The 20,054-nt window shown below is 66.9% G+C and carries 13 protein-coding genes and 1 pseudogene; 6 read left to right on the top strand and 8 right to left on the bottom strand.

The genetic code is table 11. The features are described 5' to 3' along the window. Positions 1 to 4 precede the first annotated feature (4 nt). The 3 genes from C492_RS01305 to C492_RS25770 all read right to left on the bottom strand — a co-directional run bounded on the left by C492_RS01305 (position 5) and on the right by C492_RS25770 (position 5,076). On the bottom strand, positions 5 to 2,005 hold the full coding sequence (locus tag C492_RS01305) for an FG-GAP repeat protein (RefSeq protein ID WP_049892597.1): 2,001 nt from the start codon (positions 2,003 to 2,005) through the stop codon (positions 5 to 7). Beyond that, a complete protein-coding gene (locus tag C492_RS01300; protein ID WP_049892596.1) occupies positions 2,002 to 4,752 on the bottom strand; it encodes a multicopper oxidase domain-containing protein in 2,751 nt (916 codons plus the stop codon). Before C492_RS01300 ends, C492_RS01305 begins: the two co-directional genes overlap by 4 nt. 132 nt (positions 4,753 to 4,884) lie before the next feature. Beyond that, positions 4,885 to 5,076 (bottom strand): twin-arginine translocation signal domain-containing protein, encoded by a 192-nt coding sequence (locus C492_RS25770; protein ID WP_008419784.1) that lies wholly within the window; start codon positions 5,074 to 5,076, stop codon positions 4,885 to 4,887. 1,517 nt (positions 5,077 to 6,593) lie between these two features. Between C492_RS25770 and C492_RS01280 the strand changes: the two genes are divergently transcribed. The 3 genes from C492_RS01280 to C492_RS01270 all read left to right on the top strand — a co-directional run bounded on the left by C492_RS01280 (position 6,594) and on the right by C492_RS01270 (position 12,306). Beyond that, positions 6,594 to 9,032: an ATP-binding protein gene (locus tag C492_RS01280; RefSeq protein WP_008419778.1), complete on the top strand. Its 2,439-nt coding sequence runs from the start codon at positions 6,594 to 6,596 to the stop codon at positions 9,030 to 9,032. A 45-nt stretch (positions 9,033 to 9,077) separates the two neighbouring features. Continuing rightward, the gene (locus C492_RS01275; protein WP_008419777.1) at positions 9,078 to 9,857 is read left to right on the top strand and encodes an enoyl-CoA hydratase/isomerase family protein; all 780 of its coding nucleotides are present in this window, start codon (positions 9,078 to 9,080) and stop codon (positions 9,855 to 9,857) included. Positions 9,858 to 10,041: 184 nt separating this feature from the next. Next, positions 10,042 to 12,306 (top strand): catalase, encoded by a 2,265-nt coding sequence (locus C492_RS01270; protein ID WP_008419775.1) that lies wholly within the window; start codon positions 10,042 to 10,044, stop codon positions 12,304 to 12,306. A 387-nt stretch (positions 12,307 to 12,693) separates the two neighbouring features. On the opposite strand, the gene C492_RS01265 is transcribed toward C492_RS01270, so the two are convergent. Continuing rightward, on the bottom strand, positions 12,694 to 13,143 hold the full coding sequence (locus C492_RS01265) for a hypothetical protein (protein WP_008419772.1): 450 nt from the start codon (positions 13,141 to 13,143) through the stop codon (positions 12,694 to 12,696). A 150-nt stretch (positions 13,144 to 13,293) separates the two neighbouring features. Here C492_RS01265 and C492_RS01260 point away from each other — a divergent pair, with 150 nt between their 5' ends. Further along, entirely contained in the window at positions 13,294 to 14,025 is a 732-nt protein-coding gene (locus C492_RS01260) for a GNAT family N-acetyltransferase (protein WP_008419771.1), read from the top strand. 375 nt (positions 14,026 to 14,400) lie between these two features. Beyond that, complete coding sequence (locus tag C492_RS01255) at positions 14,401 to 15,579, top strand: redox-regulated ATPase YchF (protein ID WP_008419770.1); 1,179 nt, start codon at positions 14,401 to 14,403, stop codon at positions 15,577 to 15,579. A gap of 65 nt (positions 15,580 to 15,644) precedes the next feature. On the opposite strand, the gene C492_RS01250 is transcribed toward C492_RS01255, so the two are convergent. The 4 genes and pseudogenes from C492_RS01250 to C492_RS01240 all read right to left on the bottom strand — a co-directional run bounded on the left by C492_RS01250 (position 15,645) and on the right by C492_RS01240 (position 17,921). After that, a complete protein-coding gene (locus C492_RS01250) occupies positions 15,645 to 16,070 on the bottom strand; it encodes an EamA family transporter (RefSeq protein ID WP_008419769.1) in 426 nt (141 codons plus the stop codon). Between the two features lie 150 nt (positions 16,071 to 16,220). Continuing rightward, a pseudogene (locus C492_RS01245) lies at positions 16,221 to 16,686 on the bottom strand (GNAT family N-acetyltransferase). Positions 16,687 to 16,778: 92 nt separating this feature from the next. Further along, positions 16,779 to 16,952, bottom strand: a complete 174-nt coding sequence (locus C492_RS22015; RefSeq protein WP_008419767.1) for a DUF1059 domain-containing protein — start codon at positions 16,950 to 16,952, stop codon at positions 16,779 to 16,781. 108 nt (positions 16,953 to 17,060) lie between these two features. Continuing rightward, positions 17,061 to 17,921, bottom strand: a complete 861-nt coding sequence (locus C492_RS01240; protein ID WP_008419766.1) for a UbiA family prenyltransferase — start codon at positions 17,919 to 17,921, stop codon at positions 17,061 to 17,063. Positions 17,922 to 18,077: 156 nt separating this feature from the next. Here C492_RS01240 and C492_RS01235 point away from each other — a divergent pair, with 156 nt between their 5' ends. Further along, entirely contained in the window at positions 18,078 to 19,769 is a 1,692-nt protein-coding gene (locus C492_RS01235; protein ID WP_008419764.1) for a thiamine pyrophosphate-binding protein, read from the top strand. Positions 19,770 to 20,054: the final 285 nt, after the last annotated feature.

Genomic DNA, 20,054 nt, shown 5'->3' with positions numbered 1-20,054 from the left:
GGGATCACTCGAGGGAGGTTTTCTGGTGGGCGTCTCCGAGCGACATCGCCCCGTGGGGGAGGTCGTCGCCGAACTGGACGTACCGCGTGCCGTCACAGGTGTCGATCGTGATCATCCCCCGCTGGATCGAGACCGCCGAGCCGGCCTTGTCGCCGACCCGTTCGCCCTCGAGGACGGCGTCGGCGTCGCCCAGATCGGTGATGTCCTCCCGGGAGACGGGGCCGTAGAACAGGTACACCGCGCCGGCGTTCGCGCAGGCGCGGTCGCTGTTGGGCACGCCGATCAGGACGTCGTCGGTCCCGTCGTTGGTGTAGTCGCCGGTGTCGACGGTCCAGCCGGGTCGGTCCTCGAGCGGGACCGTTTTCGCCCGGTCGGGGAGTGGCTGAGCACAGTCGCGCTCTCGGGTGCGTTTTTTCTTGCCGTCGCGCTTGTGGGGCGGGTCGTCGACGCGGAAGATCCCCCAGGCGCCCGCCTCGAGGCGGCGGCGCTCTTTCATCTCCTTGTAAATGAAGTCGCCGGTGTCGCCGAGCGGACCGCCGGCGCCGTTCTCCAGCTCGAAGGTGAGCCCCTTTCCGGGGGAGAACCGGGCGTCGGTGCTGACCATCGGCGCGTTCTCGACCTCCGCGTTGAACCGCGGCCACAGGTGGTTCGCGAGGTTCCACGAGAACCCGCGGGAGGTGTCGGCGACCTGCGTGACGTGGAATCGGACCGGATCGTCGCGGTGGGCGTTGAAGATCGGCGTCGCGGGATCGCCGTGGACGTCCGAGTCGAAGACCCGTTCCTGGCGGTCGTCGTTCAGTTCGAAGCGCCGCCAGAACGGCTCCGCGCGGTTGTTGAACGACAGGTATCCCTGATCCTCCGCGTCGCCGTGCTGGTTACACGGATCGTCCGCGTCTACTTCGTCGTCTTCGGTATCGAACGGCACGACGCAGCTGTCGAGTTCGTCGTTGACGATGTACCGACCGTCGCTCATCGAGAGGGCGAACTCGCGGAAGTCGTCCTCATCGTGGTCGGTGATGATCGCCTCGCGGCTCGTCCGCGTCGGCTCGCCGGTGCAGCCGTCGAGCCACGTCGATCCCTCGGGTTCGACGATCAGGTTCGCGTGCGCGCCGTGGTGGCGGTTGCTCCGCAGGTCCGCCATGTCCCACAGCGAGACCGGCGGCGTCTCCTGGCCGGCGTACCAGCGGTAGGTGATCGACTCGCCAGGCGCGATCGTCTGGTCGTAGTTGAATCCGACGGTCGCGCCGTCGGAACCGTTCGCGTCGTACCGAAGCTGGTTGGGGTGCAGCGAGATCCGGTTCGATCGCTCCCAGTCGCCCAGGTCTCCCTCCGGCGTTCGCATCCGTGGATGGTCGTCGTGGTCGTCCGGATCCTCCGGGAGGCAGTTCGTCAGGGTCACCTCGATGCAGTCGTTTACGTTCGCCCGCAACAGCAGGGGGTCCGTCTCGCGGTTCCCCTTGCGGACGTCCTCGACGTATTCGTCGAGCTCGAAGACGATGCCGTGGGGGTCGTGGTCGCCGTACTCGTTGAAGTCGAGCCGCGTCTGCAGCGCGGAGACGTCGTACTCGAGGGTTCGTGCGGCGTCGGGACAGGGATCGCCCGGGTCGGGCGCCTGCGGCGGCGGGTTCCCGTCGATGCACTCGTTTCGGCGGCGCGGACGGTCCGGGGGATGGGTGGGGTCGTTCGTCGGCTCGTCGTAGAGCAGTGTCGCCCTGTGACCGAGTTCCGCGCGCCGGTCGAACGCGGCGGGGTGACCGACTTCCCGAAGTTCCTCCTCAATGATCTTTCCTTCCGGCGGTTCAGTGCCGGGCACCGGAAACAGGTGGTCGACCTCGGCCTCGAACATTCGGTGGATCCCCCACATGCCGTCCCAGACGTCGTGGGAGATCATCGACCCGTACAGGTAGTCCCGGAACGGGAGTCCCGCGGCGTTTTCCAGGTGCTCGAAGTCGTGACTGTCGTCCTCGTGGATGGTGAAGCTGAACTGCTCCGAGGAACCGGTCATCTGAGAGACCCCGTCCTCGATGCCGAGCCGGAACTCGTCGACCTGGTGTTCGTGCAGGACGAAGTTGTGCTGTTCCTCGTAGGGGCGTGGACGAGTCGAATGACGGTCTGTTCATCGGGGTACGCCTCGAGCGTCGGCGTCTCGGGATCGCCGTGGACGAACGAACTGTGGACGTAAGCTGGATCGGGGTCGGGCCCGCGGCGGTAGTACGGCGAGTTGCGGAAGTTGATCGCGCCGACGCCGGCGTTGACGCCGTGTTGCTCGTTCGGGTTGACGAACGCGTCGTCGTCGGGATCGTCGGGCTGAGTATCCAGCCCGTCGCCATCTTTATCGGGATCGATCAGCGGCGCGAAGTCGTGGTACTCGAGGCAGAACTCCCGGAACGCCTCGTCGTCGGGCGGGTTGATGATCGCCTTCGACCCGTGGCGGATCGGCTCGCCGGTGTGGGGGTCGAGCCACTCCGAGCCCTCGGGCTCGACGGTGAGCGCGCCGAACTCGCCGTGCATAATTTCACCGATCCCGCGCATGTGATCGTGGAGGAAGATGATCCCCTCCTCGTCGGCGAACCAGCGGTAGGTCATCGTGTCGCCCGAGTCGGTCGACGAGTCGTAGTTGTAGCCGACCATCGTCGAGTCCGACCCCAGCTGGTCGAAGCCGACGAAGTGGACGTGCGCCGAGGTCGGTCCCTCGAGCTCGTTGCGCATGTTGATCTCGATACAGTCGCCGACGTTCGCCCGTAGGAACAGCGGCTCGGGCATCATCTCACCGTCGCGGACGGCGTCGACGTCCTCCTCGAGGACGAACACCTTGCCGTCGGGGTCGTAGTCGCCGTGGTCGTTGTAGACGAGCTTCGCCTCGATCGCGACGATGTCGTAGACGATGTCGGGTTCGACCTCCGTCGGATCGGGCTGCATTGGGTCAGCGCCTGGCTCGGCGTCCTCGACCTCGCACGGGTCGGTGTACGGCGCGCCGGGGACCAGCGCCGGCAGCGCCTCCTCCTCTTCGGGAGTCGGTTGTCGCGGGTCGTTGGGCTGGGACAGCGGCGGTTTCGGCGGGATCTCCCCCTCTTCAGCCGGGATGAAGTCCGGGAATCCGAGGATATCCGAATCGAGCGGCAGCGTCGGCTCGTTGTTCGGCAGCGGCTGCAGGTGGAGCTGTTGCTGGTTGTGAACCCGCATGAACCCGTTCATCCCCTCGCCGTAGTGGGGGAACATGTGGCAGTGGAACAGCAAGTCGCCGACGCCGCCGTGGAAGCCGCCCGCACCGAAGGAGAACGACTCCTCGAAGTTCAGATCCGGCCGAATGGATCGACTACCGGATGCGACGGTGAGGTACTGGCGGTACCCCTCGCCCATGCCGAGGTTCTGGGAGTCGAGCGTCGCGCTATTGTTGTTGAAGGGGATCTGTTCCCACCGATGTTCGTGGAGGTGGTGGACGTGGTTCTCCTCGGAGTTCGCGCCGACGATGACGAACTTGACCGGGTCGCCCTGGTAGGCCTCGAAGACGTTGTCGCCGCCGCCGGGGTCGCCGTGAACCCACGAGCTGTAGAACGTCCGCCCCTCCTCGCCGGTCTCGCCGATCCGTTCGCTGGTTCGGTCGGCCCGGTAGTTGATCGCGTGGAGCATCTGTTCGACGTCGGTTCCGGGAACGTTCAGCCCGTCCGGCCGAACGACGCCGTGGTCGTGGTAGATCGGGACGAACTCGCGGTGGTCGGGGAACTCAGGATGGTGGATGTCCGCACGAACGCCGCTGCGAAGCGGTGCGCCGGTACAGGGATCGGTCCAGGTCGCTTTCGGCGGTTGGACCACGAGCGCACCGAAGAGTCCGCGGGACATCGAGTTGATCTCCTCGTTGTTCCCGTCGTCGGGGATGGAGTCCCAGGCCTGATAGGCGCCGTCCTGGAAGAAGTACGCGCCCTGTTCGTCGGCGTGCCACGTGTAGGTGATCGACTCCCCGGATTCGACGACCGTGTTCTCGTTGAACCCGACCGCCATCCCGTCGGCGTCGTCGACCTCGTAGGCGACGCCCGTGGGGTGGATCGACGCCGGCCGCTTCTCGAAGTCGTCGCGCTCGGGGTGACAGCCGAGGCTGTTGACGAACTCGATTTCGACCGTGTCACCCTGATTCGCCCGGAGCACGAGCGGTTCGATCACCGACGTGTCGACGTCCGACGTTCCCGGCGGGACCCCCTCGGCCTCGCGGACGGCCTCGAGGTTCTCCTCGAGGACGTACATCGCGCCCTTCGGGTTGTTCGTGCCGAAGCTGTTGTAGGTGATCTCGACGTCGATCGCGTGAACGGTGAACTTGCGGGTCTTCCCGTCCTTCTCGCGTTCGTCCGCGGGCTTGGCTTTGAACCCGATCCCGAAGTGGCCCTCCTCGGCTTTCGCGCCCTCGGGTACCTCCCACTCGAGTTCGAAGTGGTGGGTCGTTCGCTCGTCGAACGGGCCGTACTCGCCGTAGCTGCGGTTGCCGTCGAGCACGATCCCGCCTTTCAGCGCGGACAGGACCTCCGCCATCGAACCCTGGCAGATCGTTGCGTCGACGTCCTCCGGGCAATCCCGGTATCGGAGGGTGGCGTCGATCCGATCCAGGCAGGGCTGATCGACGTTCTCCCGGTCGGTTCCCTTCACTTTGAGCTTCAGGGGCTTCTCGAGGACGTGGACGCCGAACCGGAGCGAGCCGCAGGTACCCGGGACGAGCTCGGAGAACTCGAGTGTGGGATCGGTGTCGGCGTCGTGAAACTGCATGCTGAACGCGCGGTCGACGGACTTGCGATCCGGGTCGGAGAGCGCGGTGTACCCGGTTTCGTGGTGTTCGGCCGCGATCTTCTCGCGCGTCTGGACGCCCTTGTCTCGGTGGGCGACTCTCGCGCTCGCGCCCTAGTGGTCGTACACGCACGACCAATCGAGATGGTAGAGTCGTTCGTCGTCCCGATGGGACCACCCGCCGGCCAGGAGGCCGGACGAGGCCAACCCCGTTCCGGCACCGATGCCGCCGAGAAACTGGCGCCGCGTCGTTTCGATCTCGTTCGTGAGCGATTCGTTCGTCGATGGAAGTTCTTCCTGTGACATTCTCTGAGTGAGCGTCGCGGGGGGCTACCGCCCGCGTGATCTGGTCTGTCTCGTTGTTCGTGGGCCGTCTCGAGCACCACCACCCGGATGCCGCGACTCGAGTTCGGACTGGTCTTCGCCAGCCCGACGCCATCGAGGTCCGCCCGGATTCCGCGCCGCCGCGCCGACGGGCGATCATCCGCGTTCGAGTGCGAATCGAACGGTCGTCGGTGATCGCGGAACCGGAGAGCCTCGGTGTCTGGTACCGATCCGGCCGTGTCCAACCCGTCAGGAATTGTGGTATTAGGTATGGACAGACTGTAACCGTAGTGATACTATCCGAAAGAAATGACGGGTAGGATACTGGTCCGTTCTATTATACGTAATATATGGAAAGCGTGTATTCACGTAATAGAGAGTATACGGGTAACGAGAAAATACCGGTCCGAATGAACCCGTCGCAGTCACCGTATTTTGAGTCTATAGAACGGTAGCGAAACGATACGAACCGGAAAGATCCTCCTAGAAACATCATATTTCAGTAACGAGGTCGCGCGGTCGAAGGGCGTCCGGAACCCGCGCCGCGGCAGCCACAGGCACGTGCTAACTATCAGCACGATCCGTCTCCTCGAGCGTCGGTCCGCGAACGTCCTCGGTACCGACCGCTCGAGCGACGCCGACGACCGCGCCGTCGGCGCGACCTCGCATCGGTGAATTTCGCGGTGGTGAGCCGACCAGCGGGCCGACTGCGCCGGTTGGTCGGACGAACGCGGAACCGAGCGCGGGCCTCGGGCACCGGACGGCGCGGCGCTTTCGCTGCGAGAACTGTCGCGGCGACGCCGTTAGGCGGAGGCTACCGGTCGAACGGGCGGGCGTTCGCTCGTTCTGGTACCGTTCGGCGAGTGTCAGTTTCGTCGACAGTCGGGTTCCGAGCCACGGTCGAATCGACGGAAACTCGACCCGCGCCGCGTTCGAACGGTCCCCGTCGAGTGGCGGACGGATTCGAGGTCGAGCAGCGCGGATCGGACGGCTCGAAACCGATCCCCGCCGAACCCGTCGTCTCGAGGCGGATGGAATCCGTCACCCGTCCGCGGGACGCGAGTCCGGTATCGGTGCCGGACGAAGAAAGGAGTCGGTCGGTGGAACGGCGTCCGCGAGGCCCGTCTCGAGCGACGTCGGCGTATCGCGCTACGCGGCGTCGACCGAGACGCGAGTGACGTTCGACGAACCGCAGACCGAACAGCGCTGCTCGGGCGACTCGGTGAGGCTGGCGCCGCAGTCAGTGCACGTCCCCCGGGTCGTGTCGCCGATTCCGGACCCGCAGAGCGAACAGACGCGATTGGTTCCGCGGAAGTGCGCCCCGCAGTCCTGACATTCGTAGACACTTCGCATGAGTTACCGTTTGCGCCCGGATCACAAGGTCGTTTCGCCCGTCGCTCACGTACCCACTATATTCTTTGTTTCCTATTACTTCAAATTTTATAGATAGGTGAAAATTGCAGAGGGTTTATGTTTACTCCGATGGAATTACTCGTGAGATGGCGCCATCAACTCGTCGGGGGAGCGAACCGACGGCCGCCGCCGGACGGTACGAGATCGTCGCCGATCTCGCCCAGCAAGCCCTCGCTGACGGGGACGTCGAATCCCTCCTGCAGTCGGCGGCGAGCGACGTCGCGACCGCGATCGACGCGCGGTCGCTGGCGATCCTCGAACGACTCCCGGGGGACGAGCACGCGACCGTCCGCTGTCACGTCGGCCGCCACGCCGCCCGCGGCGAGGGGGGAACGGTCGCCGCGACGTCCGATAGCTGGATCGGGGCCGTCCTCGCGCGGACCGAGCCCGTCGTTCTCGACCCCTCGAGCGACGCCCCGGCGCCCGCGGACGGAGCCGAACACAGCGTCGGCGTCCGGATCGACGTCGACGGCGAGCCGTGGGGACTCGTCGAGGCCCACGCGAGCGAGCCCGGGTTTACCGACGACGACGTCGCCTTTCTCGAGCGGGTCGCCGACGTCCTCGAAAGCGCGCTCGAGCCCGCGCCGGAGACGACCGACGACGCGGTCTCGCCCGCCGAGGAAACGGACAGCCTCCGGCGCGCCGTCGAGACCGCCCGCGAGGGGATCGCCGTCCTCGAGCCCGGCGGCGAGTTCGCCTACGTCAACGAGGCCTACGCCGCGCTGTACGAGTACGAGCCCGCGGAGATGCTGGGACTGCACTGGGAGCGGATCCACCCGCCGGGGATGATCACGCGGATCTACCGGGAGGTGTTCCCCCAGCTCTCGACAACCGGCACCTGGTCGGGCAAGACGATCGGACTGCGGAGGGACGGGACGCGGTTTCTCAAGGAGCACACCCTCTCGGCGACGGTCGAGGGAGGAATGGTGAGCGTCGTTCGGGACGTGGCCGAACGCCGACGGCTGGAGTCCGACCTCGAGGAGATCTACAGCCGGATCACGGACGCGGTCGTCGGCCTCGACGCGGACTGGACGTTCACCCACGTCAACGACCGCGCCGCGGAGCTGATCGGGCTCGAGGACCGGGAGGTGCTGGGTCGGTCGTTCCGGACGGTGTTTCCCGACGTCGGGGAAACCGTCGAGGCGGAGTTCCGGACCGCGATGGCGACCCAGGAGCCGACCGCCGTCGAGGAGTACGTCCCCGCCCTCGAGTCGTGGCTCGAGGTCAACGTCTACCCCTCCGAAACCGGGCTCTCGGTCTACCTGCGGGACGTCACCGAGCGAAAGACCGTCGAGCGCGAGCTCCGGGAGAGCAACTGGGCGCTGCGCCGGCTCTACGAGATCACCGCCGACCCGGAGCGGTCGTTCGAGGAGAAGGTGGCTCGGCTGCTCGAACTGGGCCGGGAACGGCTCGGGCTCGAGGTCGGGTTCGTCGCCGACGTCGATCCGGAGACGGATCGCTTCGAGGTCGTCCACGCGACGGCCGACGGCGGGGTCAGCCCGGGGGCATCCGCCCCGCTGTCCGAGACGTACTGCCGCCAGACCGTCGAGGCGACGGAGCCGCTCGTGGTCACGGACGCGCCCGCCCAGGGCTGGGCCGACGATCCCGCCTACGAGCGGTGGGGATTCGACACCTACGTCGGCTGCGAGATCCCGGCGGGCGACGGCACTCGAACCGTCTGTTTCGCGGACGAGAACCCGCGAACGGAGCCGCTGACGCCCGCCGAGCGGGGGTTCGTCGAGCTCGCGGCGCAGTGGCTCAGCTACGAGCTCGAGCGCCGCCACTACCGGGACGAACTCGAGGAACTCGTCGGCGAGCTGGAGGCCTCGAACGAACGCCTCGAGCAGTTCGCCTACGCGGCCTCCCACGACCTCCAGGAGCCCCTGCGGATGGTCACGAGCTACCTCCGACTGATCGAGGACCGCTACGGCGACGACCTCGACGCCGACGGCGAGGAGTTTCTCGAGTACGCGGTCGACGGCGCCGACCGGATGCGCGAGATGATCGAGGGGCTGCTCGAGTACTCCCGGGTCGACACCCGCGGGGACTCGTTCGAGCCCGTCGACCTCGAGAAAGTCCTCGAGGCGGTGCGGTCCGACATCCGCGTCCGGATCCGGGAGACCGGGGCCGAGATCGACGCCTCGCGGCTGCCGTGCGTGCGCGGGGACGCCGGCCAGCTCCGCCAGCTCTTCCAGAACCTGCTCGAGAACGCGATCAAGTACTCCGGGGAGGAGCCGCCGCGAATCGAGGTCTCGGCCGAGCGCTCGCGAGCCGACGGCTACTGGCGGATCGCCGTCAGCGACGACGGCGTCGGGATCGATCCCGCGGAGAGCGAGCGGATCTTCGACGTCTTCCAGCGTCTGCACGGTCGCGACGAGCCGGGGGCCGGAATCGGGCTCGCGCTCTGTCGGCGGATCGTCGAACGCCACGGCGGCGAGATCGGGGTCGACTCCGCACCCGGCGACGGGTCGACGTTTACCGTTACGCTGCCGCCGGCGAACGACGCGACAGCCGTCGAAGTGTAACCGACCGTCGCCGGGTTTTTATCGTGGTTCGTCGAACGCGAAGCTATGAGCCGAGACACCGTTCGACTCAGCTGGAACGAGGACGAGACCGTCGCGACGCTGACCGTCGACCGACCCGAGGCGCTCAACGCCCTGAACGTCGCGACCCTCGAGGGGATCGGCGACGCCGTCGCGGAGGCCGAGGACGAAAACGCGCGGGCGCTCGTGCTCACCGGCGCCGGCGACGACGCGTTCATCGCGGGCGCGGACATCGACTACATGCAGGACCTCTCGAGCCCGGCGGCCCAGGCGTGGGGCGAGCTCGGCCACTCCGTCGCCGACGCCCTCGAGGCGTTCCCGGCGCCGACGATCGCGGCGATCAACGGCTACGCCTTCGGCGGGGGCTGCGAGCTGGCGCTGGCCTGCGATCTGCGGGTCGCGAGCGAGTCGGCGCTGATCGGTAACACCGAGATCGACCTCGGGATCATCCCGGGCTGGGGCGGCACCCAGCGCCTGCCCCGACTCGTCGGCGACGAGACGGCGCGGCGCCTGATCTTCCTCGGCGAGCGCCTCGACGCCGAGAGCGCGGCCGAGGCCGGGCTCGTCGGCGAGGTCGTTCCCGACGACGAACTCGAGGCGGTCGTCACGGAGCTGGCCGACCGCCTCGCGGCGAAACCCGCCGACGCGATGCAGGCGGCCAAGCAGTCGCTCAACCAGTTCGGCGAGGGGTCGCGCTCGAGCGGGCTGGCCTACGAGCAGCGGGCGTTCGCCAGCCTCTTCGGCACCCCCGACCAGCGCGAGGGGATGGCGGCGTTCCTCGAGGACCGGGAGCCCGAGTTCCAGTAACGGCCGGGCGCGAACTCGAGGCGTCGCGACGGCGGAGCCGTCGCGGGCGGTGCAGTGAGTTTCGTCCCCGATCCGGAGCCGTGCAAGCATACGACTGGGTGACGCTTACACGACTGTTCGTTGACGGTGGAAACGGCGACCGACCTGAACGCGAACGTCCGTCGTTTCGGTCCCGTTTCCTACCATGACAGCAGACGACTCTCCCGACGATCGAGAACCGAAGGCGACCGACTCCGACGCCGACCGAGCGCCTCGAACCGACGGCTCGGGAACCGACTCCGGATCGGCGGGGACGAGCGACGACGCCGACGGTGAGATCGATTCGGACAGCAAACACGAACAGCTCGAGGAGGTGCGGGAAAACGCCGAGGGCGAGTACCTGACGACCGACCACGGGGTGCGGGTTACCGACACGGACAACTCCCTGAAGGCGGGCGAGCGGGGTCCGACGATCATGGAGGACTTCCACTTCCGGGAGAAGATGACCCAGTTCGATCACGAGTCGATCCCCGAACGGGTCGTCCACGCCCGCGGCACCGGCGCCCACGGCTACTTCCAGCCCTACGAGGACCCCGACCTCGGCGAGTACGACGACGTCTCCGAGCTGACGAAGGCCTCGTTCCTGCAGGATCCCGACCAGAAGACGCCCGTGTTCACCCGCTTTTCGACGGTCGTCGGCTCCCGGGGATCGGCCGACACCGTCCGGGACGTTCGCGGGTTCGCGACGAAGTTCTACACCGAGGACGGCAACTGGGACCTCGTCGGCAACAACATGCCGCCTTTCTTCATCCAGGACGCGATGGAGTTCCCCGACCTGGTTCACGCGATCAAGCCCGAACCCGACGACGCGATCCCGCAGGCAGCCTCCGCCCACGACACGTTCTGGGATTTCGCCTCGCTGAAACCCGAGACCACGCACATGCTCATGTGGCTGCTCTCGGGACGGGCGCTGCCTCGAGCCTTCCGAATGATGCAGGGCTTCGGCGTCCACACCTTCCGGCTGGTCAACGAGGAGGGCGAGTCGCGGTTCGTCAAGTTCCACTGGACCCCCAAGCTCGGCACGAACCAGCTCGTCTGGGACGAGACCCAGAAGATCGCCGGCAACAACCCCGATTTCAACCGCGAGGACCTCTACGACGTCATCGACGAGGGGTACGCGCCCGAGTGGGAACTCGGCGTCCAGATCGTCGAGGAGGACGAGGCCGATCGGTTCGACTTCGACCTGCTCGACCCGACGAAGATCATCCCCGAGACGGAGGTTCCGGTCCGCCCGATCGGCAAGATGGTCCTGAACGAGCGGCCCGACAACTTCTTTGCGGAGGTCGAACAGGTCGCGTTCCACCCCGGCAACGTCGTGCCGGGCATCGACTTCTCGAACGACCCGCTCCTGCAGGGGCGGCTGTTCTCCTACCAGGACACGCAGCTCAACCGTTTCGGCAGCGCCAACTGGGACGAGATCCCGATCAACCGCCCGATCGCCGAACGGCACAACAACCAGCGCGCCGGCTTCATGCGCCAGGAGATCAACGAGGGGAAAGCCTCCTACAAGCCGAACTCGATCGGCGACGACGATCCGCAGGAGGCCACCGAAGCCGAAGGCGGCTACGAGCACCGCGCCGAGCGGGTCGACGGGAGGAAGATCCGGAACCGAAGCGAGAGCTTTCAGGAACACTTCAGCCAGGCGCGACTGTTCTGGAACAGCATGACCGAACCCGAGAAGCAACACATCGTCGAGGCGGCCCGCTTCGAACTCGGGAAGGTCGAACGCACGGAAATCCGCGAGCGGACCGTCTACGACCTCTTCAACAACGTCGACCACGAGTTCGCCAAACGCGTCGCGGAGGGGATCGGCGTCGAACCGCCCGAGGAGCCGGGCGACGAGATGCCGACCCACGACCGGGAGGATCCGTCGCTCAGCATGGAAAACCGAACGCCGGAGACGATCGAAACCCGAAAGATCGCCGTCCTCCTCGACGACGGCTTCGAGGACGACCACGTCTCGCGAACGGTCTCGGCGCTCGAGGAGGAAAACGCCCGCGTGAAGATCGTCGCGCCGGCATTCGGCGAGCGGGAGGGCGCGGACGGCGAGACCGTCGAGGCCGACGAGAGCCTGTCGACGGCCGAGTCGGTGCTGTTCGACGCCGTCCTCGTTCCGGGCGGTGGCGACAGCGTCGACGCCCTCGAGAAGCAAGGGGACGTTAGACACTTCGTCGAAGAGGCGTTCAAGCACAAGAAGCCGATCGGCGCGCTCGGCGAGGGGACCGAGCTGCTCGAGAGCGTCGACCTCCCCGACGTCGACGTCGCCGGCGACGGCGAGGGACCGACCGAGCCAACGGGAGTCGTCACTTGCCGCGACGACGGCGAACTGGACGCGTTCCTCGAGGAGTTCGTCGACGCAATCGCCGAGCACCGCCACTGGGAGCGCGATTCGACGGACGTCTCGGCCTGACGATTTCGTCCGGGCCGACGGCGCATTTCTGACCCGGACCCCACCGGTAGCCGCCCCCTTCCACACCGACGAGTGACGATACTCGATGCGCGTCCGAAAGGATCAGGAGCGGAGGGTATTTCGACCGATAGTGGATGTTCGTCCACTGCAGACGGGAATCGGTACGGATATCGCGTCAACAAGTAGCTTTAATACTTGACAGGAAAACGAACGAACGTCGGCTTCGGCGCCGACCGACAGCGCGCTCGGCAGTGAGTGCCGGTGGATGACTCATGCTCAACTCGCCGTCGGCGATCACTCGTGGCTGTGTGATCGCGTTGTCGCGCGACCGGACCGCGGCTCCGTCCCGACCGCGGCCCGTCGTCGCTCGCTGTTCCTCCCGAACGATCAGTCTGTCCGAGAGCTGCGAGGATCGTACTCCTCGAGCGAATCGCGAAGCGCTCGGTGGGCGTGAAAGGCGACGGAGAAGTCCCGGGGACTGGGGATCGCACAGGCGAGCCAGCCGACCGTCGCCGCGGTGACGACGGGCGGCCCCTCGGTGGCATAGCCCGTCGCGACGAGGCCGAGCGCCGGCACCGCGAGCGCCAGCGGCGCCAGCGCCGCGGCGCGGAGGATCCACGGGGGCTCCGTTCCGGTGGGATGGGGTCTGACGACGGCCCACGGACGGCTTCGGAGCGACCCGAGGAGACCGCCCCCGCGGTTCGGGAGGTACGAGATGGTGTACTCGACCGCGCCGAACCGGAGGACGAACGTGTGGGCCCACTCGTGGGCGAGCAGGCCGAACGCGAGCGTGACGGCGAGAACGACGCAGACGACGAGGAGTTCCGTCCCAATCATTCGCCTATCGCAGCCGCGACGGCCCGCGAGCGTTCGAGGCGGCGGTCGCTTCGGTCGGTCTCCGTGGCGTCTCGGTGATCGAATCCATCTCTCGGCGTGGGCGTAGCAGGTCAGACAAACGTTAAGTGTTTTGGGGTGGTGTACGTTACCATGCCACTCCGCGAACCCCTCGAGTTCGGCCACGCCGACCGGAAACGGATCTACGAACACGTCGAGCGCCACGGGGCCGTCGATCCCGAGGCCGTCCGGTCCGAGCTCGGGATCGAATCGGGCGGGTTCCGCCACCACGTGGCGATCTTAAAGCGGGACGGTCGCCTCGAGGAGAAAGACGGGACCCTCCGGGTGACGATCGACGCCGGCGCGGAGGAGGAGTACCGTTCCGAGGACCTCGAGTTCCACATCCGCCCCGCCAGGCAGGAGGACCTGGCCGGGATCGTCGGCGCGATCCGGCAGGTCGCGGAGGAACGGACCTACATCGAGGCCGAGAGCGTCGCCGACGAGATCGACCACCAGGAGGCGCTGCTCAGGCACAACGAGCTCGAATCTCGGATGTTCTTCGTCGCGACCGTCGACCGCGAGGTCGTCGGCTGGGTCCACCTGCACGCCCCGGAACTCGAGAAGCTCTCCCACACCGCCGAGCTTACCGTCGGCGTCCTCGACGGCTACCGCGGCCACGGGATCGGCTCGCACCTGCTCGCCCGCGGGCTCGAGTGGGCGGCGACGAACGGCTACGAGAAGGTCTACCAGAGCGTCCCTTCGAGCAACGAGGAGGCGATCGCGTTCCTCGAGGGCCACGACTGGGAGACCGAGGCGATCCGCGAGGATCACTACAAGCTCGACGGCCGCTACGTCGACGAGGTGATGATGGCCGTCGAGCTCTGAGCGCGACGGGTCGGTCGATCCCGATCAGGCCGGACCGCTGTTGCTTTCAGCGATCTCGAAGAGGTCGTCGTACCCCTCGTCGGTCGGCAGTTGCGTCTCGACGTCCTCGAGGGTCCCCGATTACCGCCTCCTCGAGGAACCGGGCGAGTTCGTCGGGCAGTTGGCGGCCAGGTTCCGGGATCGATGCGCTCGGAGAGGGTCGTCAGCGTCGCCCGGGAGACGCTCAGCGCGACCTCTCGGGAGTCGTGCTGCGCTCGTCGCTGGACCTCGCCGATGAGGTCGTCGTACTGCATATCCGCGGGCTGATCGGCCGTCGGACCAGACGGAGGGTCCCGAATCGAAAGACAGTTTGAACGGACGGTGCTACGGAGAGGCATGCTCTCGATCGCGCTTGCCGGGAAGCCAAACGCCGGCAAGTCCACGTTCTACACCGCGGCGACGATGGCGGAGGTCGACGTCGCCAACTACCCCTTCACGACGATCGACGCCAACCGCGGGGTGAGCTCCGTTCGGACGGAGTGTCCCTGCCTCGAGCGCGACGAGCGCTGTAACGCCGACGACTGCGAGGACGGCAAGCGCTACGTCCCGATCGAGCTGATCGACGTCGCCGGGCTCGTTCCCGGCGCCCACGAGGGGAAGGGACTGGGCAACCAGTTTCTGGACGAACTCACCAACGCCGACGCGATCGTCAACGTGATCGACGCCTCCGGCGGGACCAACGAGAAGGGCGAACCCGTCGACGTCGGCGAGCACGACCCCCTCGAGGACATCGACTTCGTCGAGGAGGAGATGGACCTCTGGCTGGCCGACATCGTCGAGCGCAACTGGGAGTCGATCGAGCGCCAGTCCCGCTCGCCCGACTTCGACGTCGACGACGCGCTCGCGGAGATGCTCACCGGGTTCGGCGCCTCGCCGACCGACGTCGCCCGAACCCTGCGGGAGATCGAGTATCCCGACGATCCTCGCGAGTGGACCGACGACCACCGCGAGGCGCTGGCCCGCGAGATCCGCCAGCGAACCAAGCCGATCGTCGTCGCGGCGAACAAGATCGACATCGCCCCCGAGGAGAACGTCGAGAAACTGCTCGAACTCGACAAACCCGTCATCCCCACCACCGCGGAGGGCGAACTCGCCTTGCGCCGGGCCGCCGACAACGGCCTCGTCGACTACGACTCCGGCGACGAGACCCTCGAGATCGGCGCCGACGTCAGCGACGCCCAGCGCGAGGCCCTCGAGGGCCTCGCGGAGACGATGGCCGAGTACGACGGTACCGGCGTCCAGGGGGCGCTGGATTACGCCGTCTACGACCTGCTCGAGCACCTCACCGCCTACCCCGTCGAGGACGCCGCGAAGTGGTCCGACGGCAGCGGCAACGTGCTCCCCGACGCCTTCTTACTCCCGCAGGGGTCGACCCCGGTCGATCTGGCCTACGCCGTCCACTCCGACATCGGCGACGGCTACCTCCACGCCGTCGACGCGAAATCGAGCCGCGAGGTGGGTGAGGGGTACGAACTCGAGGAGGGCGACGTGATCAAGATCGTGAGTACGAACTGAGAAACCGAGTCGTAGTGCGTTACTCGTCTTCGAGCGCGTCGTAGCTGTCTCGATTTGCGTTCCGGTCACTGGGTAACCAGGGCGACCCCGATAACTGCGAACGCGATCCCGGCGAGTCTCGTGATCGTAACCTCGTCTCCGAGAACGACCATCCCGATGACGGCCGCGACGACGAAGTACATCGCACCGAGCGTAGAGACGATCGTCGTTGACCCGCCGGAGAGGCCGACGTACATCGAAATCAGGCCGATTCCCGTGAACAGTCCGGCCGTGCCGGCGAGCAGCCCTCCCCTCGCGGTGATGGCGAGCGATGCGTCCGAAACGAGGATGAATCCGAGTGCGAGGGGTCCCGCAACGAGATAGGAGATCGCGGCGGCCGTCCTCGGGTCGATGGACTCCGAGGCGGCGTTGCCCAGGACTACCCAGATCCCCCACGTGACCATCGTAATCGACCCGAAGAACACGGCCGAATCTATCTCGAGGAAATCCATTGGTGTGCGAGTCGTCCCACTACTGAAAAATACCTCAGCCTTCACTATACGCGGTTCTTAAATAAGAGCGTTCGCGACACCGGCTTCGAGACGATCCGGCGTGGAGTGATCCGTCTCCGGCAGCGCGCGTACTCGGCTGTGGTTCGTAACTCACTCGAGCGGTCGTGCGTACTCGACCTGCTTCGGCTGGAAGCCCGCGTCGCGGTAGAACCGACGTGCGTCCTCGTTGTGCCACTCGCAGGAGACCTCGAGGTGGTCACAGCCGCGCTCGCGAGCGAGTTCTTTCGCGCGCTCGAGGACCGCCGTACCGTGGCCTCGATCCCGGTAGTCCTCGTCGATGGCGAGGTTGACGATGCGGAGGGACGTCGAGTACCGCCGGGAGGGATGCTGACCCTCGCGGAGCGTGACGAAGCCGATGCGCTCGCCGTCGCGAACGACGAGGTAGTCCGTGACGTCCTCGCTATCGAGGTGAGCGCGGAAGCCGTCGTCGGAGACCTCGCGAACGTCGCCGTAGGCGAGTTCGTTCAGTTCGGAGTATCTCCATCTCCCGTGCGAGGTCGTACCAGCGGTCGACGAGCGCGTCGAGGTCGTCTGCGGTAGCTTCCACGAGTTCCATACGGGTTCTCCTCGACGCTCGTTCGTCAAGTCCCGGACGGTGTGTCGTATTTTGGCACGCCCATCGTCTCAGGGATTGGCACGGGTCGTAAGTTACACCACCTGGAGGTATTCTTCCCGGAGTTCGTCGTCCGAGAGCTCCCTCTCGTGGACGTCCCGCATATGGCTTTTCGCCAGTTCGACCGCCTCGCCTTCGTCCTCGGACTGGACGACGAACCGGCAGTCGGACTCGGCCGCCTCGCAGTCGAGTTTGTGTGCATCTACCATGGTTCTCCGTGTCAGTCTACTCCGATTCGGTACTTAGCGCTTTTCGGCGAGGACCCGTCATGTCGGATCGGTGACGGCGTCGGCCGACCCGGATGCTCGAGCGCGTCCTCACCCGAGCCGGGCCAGCGGCTCGAACCAGACGGCCGCGACCAGCACGGCCAGGAAGACGTACGACGCCCGGATGAGCAGCATGGTCGCCAGTTTCGGGGGCGCCCGGCGGGCGACGGCGGCCACCGCGGCAAAGGCGAGCGCGGCCACCACCGTTCCGGGCGGGAAGATCCCCGCGGCGGCCAGCGCGACCACGACGAGCAGGGCCGCGATCATCAGGCTGTAGGCGACGGCGGCGGCGCGGTCGGGGCCGACGGCGACGGCGACGGTCCGCTTGCGAATCGAGCGGTCGTAGTCGTAGTCCGTGGCGTCGTCGATCACCTTGATCCCCGAGAGCAACGCGAGAAAGACGGCCGCGAAGCCGACGGGAACCGCGGCGAGGGCCTCGGCCTGGACGTAAAACCCCCCGAGAAGCGAGAGCGCGATCCCCAGCGGGTAGCCCGTCGTCGCCGTCACGGGATTCGTGTCGAGCTGGGGAGCGTGGTAGTAGGCGATCAGCCACGTCGGAACGGTGAGCGCGGCGGCGGCCCAGTCGACGAGGACGAACAGGGCGAGCGCACAGACGGCAAACGCCGTCGTCGAGGCCGCCAGCCCGAGCCGACAGCCCCGCTCGGTCAGCGGGTGGTCGTCGTCCTCGTCCCGCAGGTAGAAGTCGACGTACCCGTCCTTGACGTGGGCCGTGTACACCGCGGCGAACATCGCGACGAGGTGCAGCGCCGCGACCCCCGGGGCGAACCTCCCGGCGAGCACCGCGCCGAACAGCGAGGCGGCCAGCGGCGGGAGCATGAACACCGGATGAACCTGCGACCAGAAGGCTCGCGCCGTCGCCCCGACGCCGGCCCCGTGTCTGGCGAGCGACATAGTTCTGGCCACGACGGACCGACGTAAAATACCGCGGGTAGCGGGAGTTTGCGTGGGTCTCGTCGCTCGGCGACGCCGACCGCTCGCCGGCGACGGGTCGCGGTTCGGGTCGCCGGGGGACACAGATTCATAGTCGGTCACGTCTCACGAGAGAGCATGACAGACGGAGACACCGGCGCCGACCTCTTCGTCGACGCCCTCGAGTCCTACGGGGTCGACTACGTTTTCGGCAACCCGGGAACGACGGAGTTGCCGATCATCGACGCGATCGGGCGGAGCGACCTCGAGTACGTCCTCGGACTCCACGAGGACGTCGCGGTCGGGATGGCCTCGGGGTACGCCCAGACCAGACGGTACCACGCCCACGGCGACGACTCGATCACCCCCGTCGGTGTGGCGAACCTCCACATCGCGCCGGGGCTGGCCCACGGGCTCGGAAACCTCTACGCCGCGAAGGTCGCGGGCGCGCCCGTCGTCGTCACCGCGGGCAACCACAGCACCGACTTCCGCCACGAGGAGCCGATTCTGAGCGGCGAGCTCGCCGAGATGGCCGAGGGGTTCTGCAAGTGGTCCGACGAAGTCTTAGACGTCGCGGCGCTGCCGACGATGCTCCGGCGTGCCTTCCGCGTCGCGCTGACGCCGCCGACCGGACCCGTTTTCCTCGCCCTGCCGCTCGACGTCACCCTCGCGGAGACCGACGCCGAGCCCGAGCGGCTCGGCCCGATTCCCAACGCCGGAAGCGGCGACCCGGTCCAGCTCGAGCGTGCGGCCGACCTGCTCGCCGAGGCCGACGACCCGGTGATGATCGTCGGCGACGAGGTCGCCCGCTCCGGTACTGACGCCGTCTCGGCCGCGGTCGAACTCGCCGAAGCCGCGGGAACCCGGGTCTACGGCGAGATCATGGCCTGTGAGATCGACTACCCGACCGACCACGACCAGTGGGTCTCCTACATCCCGCCGGACGAGGACCTCGCCGCGATGCTGATGGACGGCGACACCCTGCTGTTCGTCGGCTGCTCGACGAACACGACGCTGACCCGCCACGAGGAGGCGCTGGTCGACCCGGAGACGACCTGCATCCACGTCGGTCCCGACCCCTGGCAGCTCGGCAAGAATCAGCCGGCCGACGCCGCGGTTATCGGCGATCCCGGGCTCGCGATGGAGGGGCTCGCCGAGCGCGTTCGGAAGCGCCTCTCCGAGGCCGACGTCGAGGAGCGCCTCGAGCGCGTCGGCGCGGTCACGGAGATGGTCGAGGCGAAAATCGGCGCGATGGGCGAGGGCGAAGCAACCGACGATCCCCGCGCCTCGAAGGCCCGCCTCGTCGATGCGGTGGAACGGGTCGCAGGCGACGCCTACGTCGTCGACGAGGGCGTGACCTCGAAGTACACCATGCTCACACGCTGGGATCTCGCGCCCGAGCAGTACATCTCGAACAAGGGCGGGGGACTCGGCTACGGGCTGCCCGCCTCGGTGGGCGCGGCGCTGGCCGAGAGCCAACGCGACCAGCCCCGCGACGTGGTTGGCTTCATCGGGGACGGCTCCTACCTCTACTACTCCAACGCCGTCTACAGCGCGGCCCGGTACGACCTCGACCTCACCGTCGTCGTCCCCGACAACCGCAACTACCGGATCCTGAAGGACAACACGCTCAAGATCATGGGCGGCGATGAGGAGGACTACGAGTTCACCGGGATGGACTTCGAGCCGCCCGTGGACATTCCGAAAAACGCCGAGAGCCACGGCGCCCGCGGCCGCCTCGTCGAGACGCCCGACGAGATCGAGGCGGCGCTCGAGGAGGCTCTCGAGCGGGACGGCCCGGACGTCCTCGACGTGTTAGTCCACGACTGACTCCGCGTTGCGAGACGTTCGGTCGGTATCGGTCTCGAGGCGCTCGATCGGTACCTGGAGAGTGCGAACCCAACGCTGGGTCCTCTAGTAGCTATCAGATATGTTGACAGAACCGTGCAGAATACACAGCACGGCTCTTGCAAGATCAAACAAATCTGCGCCTGTCTTACTCGCCGGCAGCTACCGAGTCTCCAGAGCGGTCGGAGACTGTCACCCAGCCGTCCGCCTCGACGCTTATTTTGTAGCCGTTATACCGAAATTCGACCGTCGAGTCCGTGCCGTTTC

It is taken from the genome of Natronococcus jeotgali DSM 18795 (genome assembly GCF_000337695.1).
Lineage (GTDB): Archaea > Halobacteriota > Halobacteria > Halobacteriales > Natrialbaceae > Natronococcus > Natronococcus jeotgali.
Note: the sequence above shows the minus strand (reverse complement) of the source record. Positions and strands in the feature narration are given on the sequence as shown.

Coding starts and splice junctions, on each gene's coding strand:
- C492_RS01305 (WP_049892597.1), bottom strand. CDS start 2,005: ATGACCGGTTCCTCGGAGCAGTTCAGCTTCACCATCCACGAGGACGAC.
- C492_RS01265 (WP_008419772.1), bottom strand. CDS start 13,143: ATGATTGGGACGGAACTCCTCGTCGTCTGCGTCGTTCTCGCCGTCACG.
- C492_RS01255 (WP_008419770.1), top strand. CDS start 14,401: ATGCTCTCGATCGCGCTTGCCGGGAAGCCAAACGCCGGCAAGTCCACG.
- C492_RS01275 (WP_008419777.1), top strand. CDS start 9,078: ATGAGCCGAGACACCGTTCGACTCAGCTGGAACGAGGACGAGACCGTC.
- C492_RS25770 (WP_008419784.1), bottom strand. CDS start 5,076: ATGTCACAGGAAGAACTTCCATCGACGAACGAATCGCTCACGAACGAG.
- C492_RS01280 (WP_008419778.1), top strand. CDS start 6,594: ATGGCGCCATCAACTCGTCGGGGGAGCGAACCGACGGCCGCCGCCGGA.
- C492_RS01270 (WP_008419775.1), top strand. CDS start 10,042: ATGACAGCAGACGACTCTCCCGACGATCGAGAACCGAAGGCGACCGAC.
- C492_RS01240 (WP_008419766.1), bottom strand. CDS start 17,921: ATGTCGCTCGCCAGACACGGGGCCGGCGTCGGGGCGACGGCGCGAGCC.
- C492_RS01235 (WP_008419764.1), top strand. CDS start 18,078: ATGACAGACGGAGACACCGGCGCCGACCTCTTCGTCGACGCCCTCGAG.
- C492_RS22015 (WP_008419767.1), bottom strand. CDS start 16,952: ATGGTAGATGCACACAAACTCGACTGCGAGGCGGCCGAGTCCGACTGC.
- C492_RS01300 (WP_049892596.1), bottom strand. CDS start 4,752: ATGCAGTTTCACGACGCCGACACCGATCCCACACTCGAGTTCTCCGAG.
- C492_RS01260 (WP_008419771.1), top strand. CDS start 13,294: ATGCCACTCCGCGAACCCCTCGAGTTCGGCCACGCCGACCGGAAACGG.
- C492_RS01250 (WP_008419769.1), bottom strand. CDS start 16,070: ATGGATTTCCTCGAGATAGATTCGGCCGTGTTCTTCGGGTCGATTACG.